12 protein-coding genes and 1 tRNA gene are annotated in these 17,423 nt (G+C 45.7%); 3 read left to right on the top strand and 10 right to left on the bottom strand.

Going from position 1 to position 17,423, the window contains the following annotated elements; all coding sequences use genetic code 11:
- The first annotated feature begins 19 nt into the window (after positions 1–19).
- Positions 20–646, top strand: a complete 627-nt coding sequence (locus EL210_RS12760) for a porin family protein (protein ID WP_025879805.1) — start codon at positions 20–22, stop codon at positions 644–646.
- Between the two features lie 845 nt (positions 647–1,491).
- Here EL210_RS12760 and EL210_RS12755 read toward each other — a convergent pair.
- On the bottom strand, positions 1,492–2,754 hold the full coding sequence (locus EL210_RS12755; RefSeq protein ID WP_004373536.1) for an Nramp family divalent metal transporter: 1,263 nt from the start codon (positions 2,752–2,754) through the stop codon (positions 1,492–1,494).
- Between the two features lie 299 nt (positions 2,755–3,053).
- Positions 3,054–4,745 (bottom strand): S41 family peptidase, encoded by a 1,692-nt coding sequence (locus tag EL210_RS12750; protein WP_018920544.1) that lies wholly within the window; start codon positions 4,743–4,745, stop codon positions 3,054–3,056.
- Between the two features lie 161 nt (positions 4,746–4,906).
- Here EL210_RS12750 and EL210_RS12745 point away from each other — a divergent pair.
- Together EL210_RS12745 and EL210_RS12740 are read left to right on the top strand one after the other, a co-directional pair.
- Positions 4,907–4,980: transfer RNA gene (locus EL210_RS12745), tRNA-Asn, on the top strand.
- A gap of 347 nt (positions 4,981–5,327) precedes the next feature.
- Entirely contained in the window at positions 5,328–5,723 is a 396-nt protein-coding gene (locus tag EL210_RS12740; protein ID WP_018920545.1) for a DUF805 domain-containing protein, read from the top strand.
- Between the two features lie 439 nt (positions 5,724–6,162).
- On the opposite strand, the gene ftsZ is transcribed toward EL210_RS12740, so the two are convergent.
- From ftsZ to mraY, 8 genes are all read right to left on the bottom strand, one after another.
- Positions 6,163–7,497 carry a cell division protein FtsZ gene (ftsZ, locus tag EL210_RS12735; RefSeq protein ID WP_018920546.1) on the bottom strand — a complete coding sequence of 445 codons (1,335 nt, stop codon included), beginning with the start codon at positions 7,495–7,497 and terminating at the stop codon, positions 6,163–6,165.
- Between the two features lie 40 nt (positions 7,498–7,537).
- Positions 7,538–8,989, bottom strand: coding sequence for a cell division protein FtsA (gene ftsA, locus EL210_RS12730; protein ID WP_018920547.1), 1,452 nt, complete (start codon positions 8,987–8,989; stop codon positions 7,538–7,540).
- 11 nt (positions 8,990–9,000) lie between these two features.
- Positions 9,001–10,071, bottom strand: a complete 1,071-nt coding sequence (locus tag EL210_RS12725) for a cell division protein FtsQ/DivIB (RefSeq protein ID WP_018920548.1) — start codon at positions 10,069–10,071, stop codon at positions 9,001–9,003.
- Between the two features lie 14 nt (positions 10,072–10,085).
- Positions 10,086–11,465, bottom strand: a complete 1,380-nt coding sequence (murC, locus tag EL210_RS12720) for a UDP-N-acetylmuramate--L-alanine ligase (protein ID WP_018920549.1) — start codon at positions 11,463–11,465, stop codon at positions 10,086–10,088.
- Positions 11,466–12,572: an undecaprenyldiphospho-muramoylpentapeptide beta-N-acetylglucosaminyltransferase gene (gene murG, locus EL210_RS12715; RefSeq protein WP_004373545.1), complete on the bottom strand. Its 1,107-nt coding sequence runs from the start codon at positions 12,570–12,572 to the stop codon at positions 11,466–11,468.
- A 110-nt stretch (positions 12,573–12,682) separates the two neighbouring features.
- Positions 12,683–13,963, bottom strand: coding sequence for an FtsW/RodA/SpoVE family cell cycle protein (locus EL210_RS12710; protein ID WP_004378183.1), 1,281 nt, complete (start codon positions 13,961–13,963; stop codon positions 12,683–12,685).
- A gap of 855 nt (positions 13,964–14,818) precedes the next feature.
- A complete protein-coding gene (murD, locus tag EL210_RS12705) occupies positions 14,819–16,150 on the bottom strand; it encodes a UDP-N-acetylmuramoyl-L-alanine--D-glutamate ligase (RefSeq protein WP_018920550.1) in 1,332 nt (443 codons plus the stop codon).
- Position 16,151: 1 nt separating this feature from the next.
- On the bottom strand, positions 16,152–17,420 hold the full coding sequence (mraY, locus tag EL210_RS12700; RefSeq protein WP_004373551.1) for a phospho-N-acetylmuramoyl-pentapeptide-transferase: 1,269 nt from the start codon (positions 17,418–17,420) through the stop codon (positions 16,152–16,154).
- Positions 17,421–17,423: the final 3 nt, after the last annotated feature.

The following is a 17,423-nucleotide window of genomic DNA, read 5'->3' as shown; positions in this document are numbered from 1 at the left end:
TTATATAAATTTAGAGAGTATGAAAAAATCAATGATGTTATTCGTTTTGGCTTTTGTGACTTTGTTTGCAACGGAGTCAAAGGCCCAGATTAATTTTGGTGTGAAGGGCGGTTTGAATGTAACCAGAATGTCTTTCGATGAATCTCTGATCAAGGAAGACAATCGGTGTGGTTTTTTCTTCGGCCCTTCGGTGAAGTTTACCCTGCCTGTTATAGGCCTCGGTATGGATGTTTCAGCCCTCTACGACCAGCGTGAAGCAAAGATAGAAGGTGGAAATGAGAACCTGAAACAGCAGCAGATTGTTGTTCCTGTCAATGCCCGTTACGGCTTTGGACTTGGTGATGCGGCGAGCATTTACTTCTTTGCAGGCCCTCAGTTCGGTTTCAATGTGGGCAGTAAAGACCAGACAATCGTCAAGGATATTGCCGACTGGAAGTTGAAAACGTCCAATTTCAGTGTCAACCTTGGCTTTGGTTTGATGCTCGTTAAGCATCTTCAGATTAGCGCCAACTATAATATTGCCTGTGGAACAACGGGTGAAATGAGTTTCAGTAAGGCCGCTGATAAAACTTGGAAGACTTTGGCCGGCAAGACAAAAGACGGTCGTGCCAATGCTTGGCAGGTTGGTTTGGCCTATTATTTCTGAGAAGAACGTAGCTTGCTGACAGCCGGTTAACGGCAAAGGAATAGCAAAGCAATCGTAAAGATAATAACACTACAGATGCTGTTTGTGTCCTGTAGTGTTATTTTTTTTTGTAAACTTTATGTCTTGTTTTTAACACTTTATGGCCTCACCAAATAGAAATGACGCCTCGTGTTCTGTACTTGTGTGAGGCTATTTTATGGCTTCAATACTCTCATTTTTATCATCTTGAATTATAATTCCATTCATCATGCGTTGCAACTTGACGCAGATTACCGTGCTGTTTGCATTAGAATACACGATGAAATGGTGCAAATTAGAAGGTGATTTGATGCAAATTGTAGCATTTCCCTATGTGAGATTAGCCTGCGATTTGTTTTGAGTCTTGTAATTGTTTGACTGTCAATGCTTTGTAATTCGTTAAAATATGGCGCACATTTAGAATGAGGAAGACTCTCATTCTGAATTCTTTAATCTATTCAAGGGAATTGTAAAGTTTGTTGAAAGGAATTAACATATATTCTGCTTCTTAGGATGTGGGTGCAGAACAGCCTTTATATCTTCTAAGATTTTCTACGATATTCTTGGATGTCGCCTGCGACGAGGCGGCCAAAACTGCAAGTAGGAAGGCTCCTAACCGCTTCGCGGTATATCTTAGAATATCGGAGAATATCTGAAAATATCAGTTTATTTGCCCTCCAACAACCCTTGTATCTTCTAATATTTTCTTTGATATTCTTAGATGTCGCCTGCGACGAGGCGCCCAAAACTGTAAGGGAAAGTGCTCCCAACCACATGGTGATATACTGTAGAATGCAGGAGAATATGGGCCTTCAACACGTTGTTCTTTACATGATACTCTCAATAAGCAACCATATATTCAGCAGAGTAACGATGCCGGCCAATGAATAAAGGAAGATAGCATTAGGCAGACTGTTGGCATACTTGCCCATGACGCGGCGTGAAGAAGTGAGACCTACTTGCAGAAATACCGTGAAAGGCAATTGAACTGATAAGAACATCTGTGAGATAATCAGTCCTTTGAAAGGGTCACCAATAAAGAAAATCAAAAGCAGAGCTATACCAAGCGACAGCACGATGCCTAAGATGGAATGAGTATCTTTGGCATTATACGACTCACCGAAAAGGCCCGAGAAGATGCTTCCGGCTGCCATTCCACTTGTGATTGTGCTTGAAATGCCCGCCAACAGTAAGGCTATGGCAAAGATGTTGGCTGCATTGTTGCCTAAAAGTGGCTGAAGCATGGCCTGCGCTTGGGCCAGTTCGTCAACGTGTTGCCCGTGAGCAAAGAACGTAGTTGCCGCTAACAATATCATTGCTGAATTAATGGCCCAGCCCACAATCATGGAAAACAACGTGTCGACAAATTCATATTTCAGCATGTGTTGAATGCGTTCGTCGCCTTTCAGATGTATTTCCCGACTCTGAACAATCTCTGAATGCAAGAACAGATTATGTGGCATGACCACTGCACCGAGCACACTCATGATGATCAACAGCGACCCTTGAGGCACTGAAGGCACAAAAGCGCCTTGCAAAGCCTGCGGCCAATGGATGTCGACAAGAAAGAGTTCATAGATAAACGAAAGGCCAATCATCGACACAAAGCCTATGATAGCGCGTTCCATCTTCTTGTAACTGTTAGTGAAGAGCATGATGAGTGTGGCCGCCGTTGTCAGTATTGCACCTGTCGGAATGCTGATACCAAAGAGCATTTGCAATGCGATGGCGCCCCCTAATATCTCGGCCAATGAGGTTGAGATGCTGGCTAAAATAGCACTCACTACTATCGGTCGTCCCACCCATTTGGGTGCATATTTCACCGCAGCCTCACTCAGACAGAGGCCCGTTACTATGCCTAAGTGAGCCACGTTGTGCTGTAAGGCAATGAGCATAATGGTGGAAAGTGTCACAACCCATAGCAAAGCATAGCCGTATTCAGAGCCCGCGGCGAAGTTACTTGCCCAGTTTCCCGGATCAATAAAGCCCACGGTGACGAGTAATCCCGGCCCAATATACTTGAAAATATCCAATCCTCCCAGCACATGTGGGTGGTCCTTGCGTTTCAATTCCTTAATGAAATTCTTCATTTCTCCTAATCTTTTTGTGACAAAGTGTTATGGCAAAGATAATATAAGATATGGAAAACGAGGATACATCAGGTCTGAAAATTTTGTTTCCCGTTTATAAATCACTTGTTTTTATGATTGAAAACGGCTATAGTTCTGTCCGAAAAAGCATTCTTGTTGTTATATATACCTAAATGACTGCATTGCTCATGGGCGTGAAAGCAAATAAAAATGGTTTGCGCCCACTGTTGTTGTGACTGCGCAAACCATTCTTTTATGCTTGTAGTGTCAGGGCTTTCAGCCCGATAAGTCAGGTCTTTCTACTTGCGGACGCGGTTCTCTCCGCTTTTGATAAGATTGGGAGAAGCAAGGATTTCCTTATATTTCGCAGGATTATCAAGCAGTTTTTGAGCCGCTTTAATCTGCTTGTCGTGCTTCAATGTGTACTCGATTGTGCCACGCTGATAATAGTAAATGCTGACAATAGTGCTTGCCAAAGCCTGCATGATGCGGTCACGATTGTAATCAAGGTCCTTGGCTACGTTGTGCTTCAACTTGTTTTCAATGGCGTCAAACTCTGGCTTTGCATCGTTATAATAGCCCTCGAATTTCGCTGTTTTCACAAGTTCTTTCAATATATTCTCACTCACACCGTCGTATTTGAAACCGCTTTTGAGCACGTGTTGCTTAAAGGCTTCATAGTCATCATCGGTGAGTTCAAATGCCGAAGGGTTTGCTATCGTCGGGTGTTTTGCTACATAGCTGACGATGTAATCAAGCACAGTCTCCGTGGAATCGATAACCGACATGAGATAGGTCTGGATGTTTGAGGCCGTGTCGGGTGCTATTTCAAGGTCGGGTTTGATGCCACCGCCATCGCGAACCTCACGGCCATGCAGGGTGTGGAACACCTTACTGAGCGAGTCGGGCACATGTTCTGTGCTGCCACCACGGTCATGTCGGTAGTTGATAGCCTGAATACAGCGACCGCTTGGAATGTAATATTTGTGCGTGGTGAGCTTCATCTTGCCGTTGTAGGGCAGGTCAACCGTGGTCTGTACGAGGCCTTTCCCATAGGTACGTGTGCCCATAATGACGGCGCGGTCAAGGTCTTGTAGCGCACCGGCTGTAATCTCACTGGAGCTTGCAGTGTTGTTGTTGACCAGCACAACGATAGGAATGACGGTGTCGATAGGTTCGGCGGTCGTCTTATAGTCGCGGTCAAGACGCTTCACTTTGCCATGGTTTGAAACGATGGTCACGTCTTTCGGCACGAAGAGATTAACGATATTGACGGCTTCACTCTCTAATCCGCCACCGTTATTACGCAGGTCAACGATGAGTTTATGCATGCCGTTTTTCTTCATTTCAACAAAAGCGCGGCGGAAATCCTTAGAGCAATCCTCGGTGAATTGATTGAGATTGATATATCCGATGCCGTTGTCAAGCAGTCCATAATAAGGCACAGCAGGCATCTTGATAGCGCCACGCGTAATCTTCAGTTTCATGATTTTACCTGTCGACGGACGGCGAATTTTAATCATGAATGTCGTGCCGGCATCTCCCCGAAGATGGTCACTGACAAACTGAGTCGTCTTTCCTTCCATCGAAAGATCATCTATGGAGAGGATTAAATCACCTTTACGTAGGCCTGCATTTGCAGCCGGCATGTTCTCATAAGGCTCATCAATGAAGACATTCTTATACTTCGGACTGTAGCGTATCAACGCACCAACACCGGCATATTTTCCTGTCATCAGCATCTTGAGGTCTTTGCCCTTGGCCTGCGGATAGTACTCCGTGTAGGGGTCGAGCGACTCAAGCATAGCATCAACAGCATTGCCGATAACCGTGTCGGCAGGCAGTTTGTCGACATAAAGCAGGTCAAGGTTCTTGTAAATGGCATTGAACACTTCGAGGTTCTTGGCCACGGTGAAGTTATGGTCTTTATCACTTTGCGCGGCAACCGGTAGTGAGAGCAGCGCAAAAATATATATCAACAACTTTCTCATAATACGTACAAAAGTAATATATATGGATGTAATAACCACCATTGTAAAGGCTAAATTTGATAAAAAGAGGCGTGAAATGATTTTTTTCTCGAAAATGTTTGGCGTTTAAAAAAGAATATCTTACCTTTGCAAACGCAATTCAGTAATGCTGTTTGCATCATGCTTCAATAGCTCAGTTGGTTAGAGCACCTGACTGTTAATCAGGGGGTCGTTGGTTCAAGCCCATCTTGAAGCGCACGAAAAGGAATTACGAAAGTGATTCCTTTTTTGTTTATTGCAGTTCCTATAGATAGAAGTTGTTTCACAGTTATTTGCAGTGCACTCCCCCATTTTGGTTTGGTCGGAATGTAACAAAGTTCATGTTTTTGTTCCTTTTGGGTTATTTTCCTATACAAAAAGCCTTTGAATGTAAGATATTTTATCTATCTTTGTGGCAGAACAAATCGGATATACGTGTGTGAAACATGTGCTTACGGGCGACGATATACGCCTTATATCTTGTCATTTTGTGGCTATAGCCGTGATGAAAAACATGTAATAACAACGATATTAGAATTTTCTTAACTTTTAAAATTATTAATTATGGAAATTACAGAAGCTGTAAAAACATGCCTTTCCAAGTCATTTAAATTAGACGGGAGAGCTTCAAGAAGTGAGTATTGGTATTTCGTGCTGTTCCAGTTCTGCTTGTATTTTGTTGGAATAGTCATCATGAGCTTAAGCGCGGCATTTCAATCCGATAGCGGACTTGGCATTGTTGGTGGTTTGTTTTTACTCGTTGGTGGTTTATTTTTGCTTGCAACCTTAGCTTGTGTTCCTGCAAGTATCTGTGCCCAGATAAGGAGATTGCACGATGTTGGCAAGCCAAGTGTCTATTGGTTCATTAACCTTGTTCCGTTCGGTGGCTTGGTATTGCTTTATTTCTGCGTTCTTCCGAGCGTTGCTGACAACGAATTCGGCGAGTGCCCTTGCAAATAACAAGCAGGTAAGCAGGTGCTCATCATTGGGCACCTGAATAGCTTTTTATATATTGTTCTTTTGCTTTACCACTGTTTTCTGACTTCGCCGGGTGTCTATCCTGTCATCTTTCATCAGTTGTGCAGACTTTTACACGTCTTCATGAAGATAGCAGACAGACTGGCTGAAAGGAGAGAAAACAGTGGTAAATCATTTCAGCGCTTACTTCAAAGCATGCAAGTAAGTCTGCAATATGCGTCATATCAGCGTGTAATCTCAGTCACTTTACAACGCAATATGGGTCACTTTACCACGTAAAGTGACCCATATTAGAAACCATCTTGAATGTGCTTGTAAATCAAGAACTTATCAATCGTTGGTTTGTTGCTTATAAATGCGTTCGTAAGGTCAACTCCTACATTTTTTCATAAGGAGGAAGCTGGCTTCTGAACAGCATGCTTTATGCAAAACTGATGACCGATTGTACAGGTTCGTCTCCGCCCTTTTCATCGTTCTTGGCTACGTGCGTACCTGATGCTAAATTGCGAATTTCCTCCAACATCTGGCGAGTACGCTTGTAAGTTGGAGTGTTTTCAACTGCAAGAATGACGTCTTCGTTGTCGAGATCTTCAGGTCGGAACAGGAAGATATGAGGCCTGCGCTTATACTGATTGTTCTTTCCTATGCTGCCATAATAGTGGCCTCGGCGTTCATCCCGCTCTGCACGGCGTTCCTCTTCCTGTGCGATGCGGTCGGCTTCCTCCTGCGTATGCTTCTTCAGATGCCCGTCCATGCCGTCTACATCCTCAATACCGAAGCCCGTTGCAAGGATAGTAACCTTGACCCGTTTACCCAATTCAGGGTCTATGGCAATACCCCATTTGATTTCAAAGTCGCTTCCAAACTTCGCCATGAAGTCGTTGACATCGTTCATTTCCTCCATCATGAGGCCCGAATTGTCGTTCTTTTCATTGCAGAAATTAATGCTCAACAAAATCTTCTTGGAGTTGAAGATGTCGTTGTCGTTCAGCAATGGCGAGTTCAGTGCATCGTCGATAGCCTTCTTCACACGGCCTTCGCCTTCGCCATAACCTGTGCTCATAATGGCCACTCCGCCGTCTTTAAGCACTGTCTTGACATCGTTGAAGTCGAGATTGATAAGTCCATGGTTGGTGATTATCTCTGCAATGCTCTTCGCTGCAATGCTCAATGTATCGTCGGCCTTGCCGAATGCATCGAGAACTGTAAGGTCGGGATAAATCTCCCGCAGGCGTTCGTTGTTGATTACCAATAGGGCATCAACGTGCTTTGACATTTCTTCAACGCCGTCGAGCGCCTGATCTATCTTGCGATCTCCCTCAAAACGGAAGGGAATTGTCACGATACCAACTGTCAGAATGCCCAATTCCTTGGATACACGGGCTATGACAGGAGCTGCTCCCGTACCTGTTCCACCACCCATTCCGGCTGTGATGAAAGCCATTTTCGTGCCGTCACTGAGCATATGCTTAATGTCATCAATGGTTTCTTCAGCTGCCTGACGAGCCTTGGCAGGCTTGTTTCCTGCGCCAAGTCCTTCCTTTCCAAGTTGCAGGTGCACGGGAACCGGCGAGTCGTTGAGCGCCTGATTGTCGGTGTTGCAGAGTACAAATGTGACATCATGAATACCTTCACGATACATATGATTAACGGCATTGCCACCTCCACCGCCGACACCTATCACCTTAATGATGCTGTCAACTTTCTCAGGTTCACCGAAATCCAAGATTGATGATTTATTGATATTATCAGCCATATCGTCTTTATTTAATTGTCAGAACTATGTGTTTATGCGATTATTCGTCTTCGGAGATCATCTTTCCAAAGAAACTCTTGAGTTCTTTGAAAATCTTATGAGAGGTACTGTTCTCTTTCTTTTCCTTGGCAATACGCGCTTCTTCCTCGCGTTGTGCCTCGAGTTCAGCTTCCATTTCGGCCTCCTTGCGGCGTCTTTCTTCCTCTTCTGCTTTCTGTTTCTCAACCTCTGTGCGTACCACTCCGCTACCGGTTGTCTCGTTCAGTGTACGTGGTTTCTGATGCAAGTCAACTGTCGTTGTCGTGGTTTTGGCATCGGGTGCGCTGGCAAAGAGGTCGCTTTTAATCTCTGATCCCGCACAGTTCATGTCGCCTTTTGCCAGAATAGCGAGAACAGTATTCATTGTTCCATCGTGTGCATTGATGCTTTCGTTGGTAGCATTAATGGTTTGTGAAACGAACTTTGCAGTGCGTATCTTCTCTATATGCGTGTGATTGCGGAATGCTGTTTCAATGTTTTTGAGGTTTGATCCGCCACCCGTGAGGATGATACCTCCCAACAGATTGTTGGCATATTCGGCAGGAACTTGAAACCAAACATTCTCAATGATCTCTTCAACACGCGCCTCAACAACTTCTATGAACTTGCGACTTTCAATCTGACGCTCGGCATCTATGGAGAGCATCAGGCTGTTGTCAATGTCGCTGTTGTCGGTGTAAGCACTGGCATATTTAATCTTCATCTTCTCTGCATCGGTCTCTTCCATCTGCAGGGAAGCAATATCTTTCGTGATGTTATTGCCTCCAAGTGGGATGACTGCCAAGTGGCGAAGGATGTTTTTGTAGTAGACGGACACCGTTGTAGTCTCTGCTCCCAAGTCAACAAGCACGCAACCTGACCGTTTCTCGGCTTCACTCAGCACGCTGTCTGCCAGCACCATCGGTGCAAGATACATCTCGGCAATGGCTATCCCGGCCAGATCGAAGCATTTATTGAGGTTGCGATAGAATGTACGATGCCACAGAATATTGAGGAAGTTGCCTTCCAATCGGTTGCATTGAATGCCTACCGGGTCGAGTTGATATTGCTGATCGACCTTGTATTCCTGTGTGGCAGCCTCGAGTATCTCACGGTCTGGATAGCTCATCATACGGTTGGCATCCATTAACTGATTGACCATTTCTTGCGAAACAATGGTATCTGCGGGGAGATCTTTCACGATAACATTGCGCACACTGCGGATAGACTGACCGCCAACACCTACATAAACGTGGGCAATATCAGTCTTGAGCGTAGTTTTCAGCTTGGTAACAATATTGGTAAGACACTGCACCGTCTTGTCAATATTATACACAACACCCTTGCGGATGCACTGTGTAGAGTCTTCTCTGACAACAGCAAGCACGGTGATACTGCCGTCAAGGTTCTTCTTTCCAGCTATACCGGTGATCTTAGTCGACCCCAGTTCTATAGCAACTATAAATTCTGCCATGCGTTATATCTTTATCTATTCAACTTCTGTTTCTTCTTTTCTTTAGTCTTCGGAGCACTTTTCTCTGTCTTATCTGTGGACTTAGGTTTCTTGTTTTCAGTCTTGCCATTCTTCTTGTCAGTCGTAGTTTCAGATTTCTTTGGCTCCGGTTGCTTCGCTTCAGCCTTCTTCTTGGTTGGCGCTGAAACCGCAGATTGTTCGGTCTTCTGCCCGCTTTCAGGCTTCTGATCAGTTGATCCTATGACGTCACTCACGGCCAAAGCCTCATCTACTCCCTCCTTCTCTTCACGCTTTCCGTCCTTTCGTTTACAGATAATCTGATTGTCAAACTCAAGGTTGATGTAGCTGTAACGGTTCCAACCTGCTTGAGAAAGACCGTATTTATAGAACTTCTCAAGGCGTTCCATCTTCTTGTCTACGAAATCAGCTACGGCTGTCTGACGCTTCTTCTTATTCTTGTAATAAGGCAACTGCCCTATATAGATGATATGATTTCCCACACGTGGTATCAGTTCGATACCGAGATCAGGCAACACATTGATTTGTTCTATCTGGTTACACCATAGTTCATTGCTCATCAACTCCTTGCTCAGCGGTGAGATATAATTGGTGGCAAACCATTTGTTGATGTTACCTGTGGCGATAATCAAATCAGATGTGTAATGCGAATTAGGCATAATGCAATCGTTATCATCAAGATAATAATCGTCACCATTGGCACCTTTAATCCTCACAACAGGCATGCGCTGAGTCAATGTGATGTTAACATCGCCGGCTTGTGTCTTGTAACACTCCGCAGTCTTTACGAAAGGACTGCCTTTAAGCGTCTCTTCCATCTTGCGAAGATTGACATATTTCATCGGTTTCTCTAATGGATAGAGTTGCTCTTTCTCTAATCTTGCCTTGATTTCACGGGTATTAATGAAGCCATTTGTGGCCTCATCCTGAATGTTGATGTTTACTTTCGTGCACAGACGGGCCGTCTCTTCCGGCTTATCAAAGGCCGTAAACGCCAACAACAGATATACTGCTATCAGCATATCTGACGTTACGATGATGGTCTTTTTCCAGTTAATGTGCATTTGGTAAACGGTTCTTAATTCTTACTGTCTATGATTTTTGCAATCTGTGGCACGTAGTTGTCGAGATTTCCTGCACCGAGAACCACGAGAACATCGAAGTCGCGACTCTTCACATAGTCGAGAACATCGTCCTTTCGGATGATGGTTTTCTCCACACCCGGCTTGAGATTATCGAATATCAACTTACTCGTGACGCCTTCAATCGGCTCTTCACGTGCCGGATATATCTCTGTAAGAACGACTTCATCAAAGTTACTTAGTGCATCGGCAAACTCACGATAGAAGTCGCGGGTACGTGTATAAAGGTGTGGCTGGAATATAACGGTTATCTTTCGTCCCTTGAACAGTTCTTTCAGACTCCTTGCACTCTGCAGTACTTCCTTGGGATGATGCCCGTAATCTGACAGGAAGACATGCTTGTCATTCTTGATTTTGAAGTCAAATCTGCGGTCAACGCCTGCATATGTCCGCATGCCGTAACGGAGTTCCTCGGCTGTACAACCATTCAATTGTGCCATAGCCATGGCCGCAACAGCATTCTCAATGTTGATAGGTACGGGCTGTCCGAGTTTGATATTCTTGACATTTTCAATCGGAGAAACAAAGTCAAAGCTAATCTCTCCGTTGTCAATTACAATGTTTTCTGCATGGAAATCACCCGCTTCACGGCTGTAGTCATACACCTTAACGCCCTCCTGTACATGCTGTTTCATTTCCAAATCACGGTGAATGATCAGTGCACCACCCGGCTGAATGAGTTCAGTGTAGTGACGGAAGCTTTCAAGATAGGCTTCTTTTGTACCGTAGATGTCGAGATGATCGGGGTCAGTAGAGGTGATAACGCTCATCCATGGACGCAGCCAATGAAAGCTTCTGTCAAACTCATCGGCCTCAATGACCACGTAATCACTGCTGTCTGAAAGGATATAGTTCGTGCCGTAGTTCTTTGATATGCCGCCCAAGAAGGCATTACAGTCCATGTGACTCTGGTGCATGATGTGTGCACACATTGTAGAAGTCGTAGTCTTTCCATGTGTCCCTGCAAAGCAAAGGCCCTTATGACTGCGTGTCAATGTCCCCAAAACCTGGGCACGTTTCTGGATTTCGAAACCTCCCTCACGGAAGAATTCCAGCTCTTTATGCGTGGCTGGAATGGCCGGTGTGTAGACAACAAGCGTCGACTTGGGGTTCTTGCAGGCATGGGGAATCTCGTCAATATCTTCTTCATAGTGGATCAACATCCCTTCTTTTTCAAGCTGATGAGTAAGGTCTGACGGTGTTTTGTCATAGCCCGCAACGACTTGCCCACGATGAATGAAGTATCTTGCAATAGCACTCATGCCGATACCTCCGGCCCCAATGAAATATACAGCTTTAATATCTTTCAGTTCCATTTACTTTATAGCTAACTTTATAACCTCGTCGGCAATGACGTCGGCAGAGTTCTTTAATCCTAATTTTAATATGTTTTCTTTCAATGATTCCAATTTCTTGGCATCGCCGACCGTATGGAGTGCCGTCTTCAAAAGCACGTCGACGGCCTCGCTGTCCTTGACATAGACAGCCGCATTCCTGTTGACCAATGCCATGGCATTCTTCGTTTGATGGTCTTCGGCCACATTGGGTGAGGGCACGAGTATCACCGGTTTGCCAATCAGACAGAACTCACTGATGCTGCTTGCACCGGCACGACTGATGACCAAATCGGCCGCCTTGTAAGCCGCCCCCATATCACTGATGAAGTCAGTCGCTTTCAGGTTGGGCAGTTCTTCATTCTGCAACCGCTCCTTAATGGCTTCATAATACACCTTACCTGTCTGCCAAATGAACTGCACATCACTCTGTCCGACGAGATCAAGATGCTGCAACATGCTCTCGTTGATAGTCCGTGCACCCAAACTTCCCCCCACAAGGAGAATTGTCTTCATGTTAGGATTGAGTCCGAAAGACTCACGTGCCTCTTCAACAGACAGCTTCGAGTCGAGCACGTTCTGTCGAACGGGGTTACCGGTCATAATGATTTTGTCGGCCGGGAAGAAGCGTTCCATGCCTTCATAGGCCACACATATCTTCTCAGCTTTCTTGGAAAGGAGTTTATTCGTAACGCCGGCATAGGAGTTCTGCTCTTGAATGAGGCAGGGGATTCCCCTTTTTGCGCAGACATTAAGCGTCGGGCCACTTGCATATCCGCCTACACCGACGGCTGCCATAGGCTTGAATTGGCTCACAATCTTACGTGCCATGCGCTCACTCTTCCATATTTTGAAGAGCACGACGATGTTTTTCAGCAGATGTTTACGGTCGAATCCACAGATGGGAAGGCCCTTAATCTCATATCCGGCAGCAGGAACACGCTGCATTTCCATGCGTCCTAATGCACCAACGAAAAGGATCTTTGCATTTGGATGCTTTGCCTTGATAGCGTTAGCTATGGATACAGCCGGGAAGATATGGCCTCCCGTACCGCCACCACTGATGATGATTCTCAATTCCTTATCCATTTCTTACGAATTACTATGATATTGCAAAAGTAATCAAAAAAATTAGTTTTACAGCATTTTACACTCTTTTTTCGTTCCTTGAAAAGTGCCTTTCTCTGCCTTGTCAACGCTCAAGCAAGTTTTACTTCATTCACTACTGATTTCACCTTGCCCTGTTCGGGTTCGCCTTTCTTCTTTGCCGAGCGACTCACGCTCAGGATTACGCCGACATAAATGCAGTTGATCATCGTCGAAGTCCCACCCTTGCTGACAAGCGGAAGCGGCTGTCCGGTGACCGGTGCAAGTCCAACGGCCACACACATGTTGAATAGTGCCTGCGTCACAAGCAACAAAGCGAGTCCCATGGCAAGCAAGGCGGGGAAGTTGTTCTCGCACCGACTGGCGATGCGTCCTGTGCGGAAGAGCAGCATAATGTAGAGCACGGCAACGCCAACAGCACCTTCTACGCCTAATTCCTCAATGATAATGGCATAGATGAAATCGGAGAAAGCCTGCGAAAGGAAGTCACGTTCGACGCTGTTTCCAGGGCCTTTGCCCACCACATTCGATGAAGCGATGGCTATGTTGGCATGAGCTACCTGCGCATCCTTGTCAAGATCGACCTCTGAAGGGGCCACTTCTTCGGACGATGTGAACTTATCAATGCGCGATTTCCACGTGTCGGCACGGTGGAACACTTTAGCCAACATTCCTTCTTCTTTCTTTCCCTGTTCCACCTGTTCGGTCATCTTCTTGTTGGAATTGACATTTCCTCTGTCTGTTCCTAAGAGCATTACACCTGCGAAAACAGCCAGAATGAAAGCCAAGGTTACGCCCAACAGCTTACCTAACTGACGCATGGGGACACGCCCGATGACCATCATCAGCAGGATGACAAGACACAGCAAAGCGGCCGTGGAGAGGTTTTCCAAACCGATAAGTGGCACGATGAAGGCACACACAATGAGGATAAACTTGAACGCATTCTTGTCTGCTCCATGGTCGGTTTGCAGTGCACTGAGTATCTGTGCGGTAGCCAACACGAGCGTTCCCTTGGCAATTTCCGAGGGTTGGAACTGTATTCCGATGAGGCTTACCCAGCGTTGTGCGCCGTTGGTTGACTGTCCCGCGATGAAAACCCAAATCAAAGTGAAAAACGAAATAATCAGCATGAAGGGCGTAAGTATCTTGAAATACTTGCACTTGATGTTCAGAGTGATGACCATACAGAATATACCCATCATCAGAATTCCAAGGTGCTTGACCAATGGAGACATGTAGCTTCCACTTTTATAGGTAAGTCCGGAAGAGGCTGAAAAAACCTCAACGACACTGATGATACAAAGGAAAAAGAAGATCATCCAGATGACCTTGTCGCCCTTGAAAATATTACTAAGCGTCTTTTTGTTCATGATTTACAATATTAAACACCCACTTCAATCTTTGCTTTCCCTATTTCTCTGGCTCAATGAACAGTGACTTTCTGTTTCCCCAAGGAGGAAAGTAAGCGTTTGGAAGCTCGATTGCAGGGGACTGTCGGCTTTGAAAGCCCGCATGTTCTGCCAAGCGTTATTTTATTTTTTCAATCTTCTATAGGCATGGTTTATAATGAGTTAATGTCTGTTTCCTGTTTTCTGCAGACCACACTCATAACAACCTGACCTTCAATGCATTACATCCCGCGTTTCAATTTGCGTCATTTCACCTCGCAATATGACGCATCTTACCGCCTCATCTGACGCATTTCAGCGTCTGACTTGACGCAAGTTGCAAGCTGATTAACGCCTTTTTATAATTCATAATGCAGTTTCTGTAATTCATAATGCACAATTCATAATGCATAATTAAATTCTCTTAGCCCGCTCTCCCCTCCTTGGGAGGGGCTGGGGGAGGTTCTTCCTAATGCTTCATTAGCCCTTGCAAGCTCGTTCTCCCCTCCTTGGGAGGGGCTGGGGGAGGTTTTTCTTAATGCTTCATTAGCCCTTGCAAGTTCGTTCTCCCCTCCTTGGGAGGGGCTGGGGGAGGTTCTTCCTAATGCTTCATTAGCCCTTGCAAGCTCGTTCTCCCCTCCTTGGGAGGGGCTGGGGGAGGTTCTTCCTAATACCTCATTAGCCTTTGCAAGCTCGTTCTCCCCCTCCTTGAGAGGGGTTGGGGGAGGTTTTTCTTAATGCTTCATTAGCCCTTGCAAGCTCGTTCTCCCCTCCTTGGGAGGGGCTGGGAGAGGTTCCCCCTTCGAGAGAGTTAGTGTGTCTCTCATGGGCCGAACCCTATAGTTTTCTCACCAAATCCTTAAACATATTGCCCCGTTCTTCCATGTTATGAAACAGGTCGAAGCTGGCACAACAGGGACTCAAAAGCACCGTGTCACCCGATTTCGCCATTTCATGACAGGCCTCAACACAGTCTTTCATACTGTGTGTATCCTTTACCGGAAGGCCGAGAGCATCGAAGTTGTCATGCAGTTTCCTGTTATCTGCACCGAGATATACAAGTCCACGGCATTTCTTCTTCACGAGTTCTTTGATTGGTGTGTAGTCGTTGCCCTTGTCTTTGCCTCCTAAGATGAGCACAGTCGGCGTCTTCATGCTCTCCAAGGCATACCAGCAGGCATCGACATTCGTGGCTTTTGAGTCGTTGATATACTGCACTCCGCCAACCTTGCACACCTTTTCCAAGCGATGTTCTACCCCCGGGAAATCGCTCAGACTCTTGCGGATGATTTCCTTTTTGATGCCGGCAATGTTACTTGCAAGACCTGCTGCAAGACTGTTGTAGATGTTGTGTTTGCCTGTCAGTGAGAGTGCTTCCTGCTCCATGTTGAACGGAGTGGGATATTCAAGTTTGTAGGTTCCCGCCTCGATGTAGCCGATAGAGCCTTTCTCTTTGAGTTCAGAGAACGGACAAGCATAAGCTTTGATTTCAAACTTCTCAAGCTCTTTCTTAATCACCGGGTCGTCATTCCAGTAGATGAAACTGTCTTCCGGCGTTTGATTTTGAATGATTCTCATCTTCGCATCGGCATAGTTCTCAAACTTAAAGTCGTAGCGATCCAAATGATCGGGCGTGATATTGAGCAGAATAGCGATGTTGGCACGGAAGTCATACATATTGTCCAACTGGAAGCTACTCAGTTCAATGACGTAGTATTCATGCGGATCTTCAGCCACTTGGAGCGCCAGACTCTTGCCGATGTTGCCTGCCAAGCCTACATCGTAGCCTGCTGATTTGAAGATATGATAAATGAGTGAAGTGGTCGTGGTCTTGCCATTACTGCCCGTGATACACACCATTTTGGAATGCGTGTAGCGTCCCGCAAACTCGATTTCGCTGATGATATGCGTACCCTGGGCCATGAGTTTCTGTATCATCGGGGCCTCCTTGGGGATGCCGGGACTCTTGATAATCTCGTCGGCATCCAGTATTTTCTCTTCTGTATGGTGGCCTTCTTCCCATGCAATGCCATGGGTGTTGAGCAGGTTTTTGTATTTGTCCTTGATCAGAGACATGTCAGAAACGAACACGTCGAAACCCTTCTTCTTGGCTAATACGGCTGCACCGGCACCACTTTCTCCGGCTCCCAATATAACGATTCGGCTCATTTTATCTTATTTTTAATGTGATAATGGTTAATGCTGCAAGGATAATCGTGATAATCCAGAAGCGTATGGTTATCTTTGCTTCATGCTTCGGACTACGCGGACTCTTGAGAAGATATTTGCAGTCAGGGTCAAGTTGGTCGTCGGTGACGCGGAAGTTATCATGTATCGGCGTGCGTTTGAAGACGCGTTGCTTCATGCCGCGGCGCTTACCAAGCTTGTAGTAGTAGACTTGAATGATGACACTCAGACTCTCAACAAAGAAGATACCACAGAGTATGGGAAGCAATAACTCCTTGTGAATGATAATGGCACTCACGGCAATGATACCTCCGATGGTCAGTGATCCCGTGTCGCCCATGAACACTTGGGCAGGGTAGGCATTATACCAAAGGAAGCCAATCAGCGCACCGATAAAGGCACACATGAAGACCACAAGCTCTTCGCTTTGGGGGATATACATGATGTTGAGGTAGGCTGCAAACTGTATATGGCTGCTCACATAGGCCAGAATGCCGATGGCTACGCCTATAATGGCCGAGTTTCCGGCACACATGCCGTCCATTCCATCATTGAGATTGGCTCCGTTACTCACTGCCGTTACCACCAAAATGGTCATGATGACGAAGAGAATCCAGCCTGCTGCAACCTTATGTTTACCGCAGAAGCTCATCAGATTGCTGTAACTGAGGTTGTGACCTTTAACGAACGGGATTGTCGTTTTCAAGGATTTGTGGGCTTTGGCACGGTGCTTGACGACCATTTCCTGGCCTTGACGGGCAATGGCTATATTCTCATTCATCTTTACATCGGGCGACATCCACAACACAAGTCCCACGATAAGCCCGATACCTATTTGCCCGACAATCTTGTATTTGCCTTTCAATCCCTCTTTGTCACGGCGGAAAATCTTGATATAATCATCCATTCCACCAAGAAATCCCAACCATACGGTAGTAATAATCATCAGGATGAGATAGACGTTTCGCAGTCGGCCAAGGAGCAGAACAGGCACAAGAATGGAGAGAATGATAATGACTCCACCCATCGAAGGAACGCCAATCTTCTTGACACCAAAGGGGTCTATAGAGGCGTCGCGCTGTGTTTCTGTGATTTGTTTACGCTTTAAGAACTTGATAAACTTCTCTCCGGCCCATGCTGAAATGACCAAAGAGAGAATCAAAGCAAGCAGTGCCCGGAAAGAGATATAGCCCCAAATGCGTGACCCACTGATGCCATATTGTTCGAGAAATCTAAAAAGATAGTATAACATTTT

This window comes from Segatella oris (assembly GCF_900637655.1).
Lineage (GTDB): Bacteria > Bacteroidota > Bacteroidia > Bacteroidales > Bacteroidaceae > Prevotella > Prevotella oris.
Note: the sequence above shows the minus strand (reverse complement) of the source record. Positions and strands in the feature narration are given on the sequence as shown.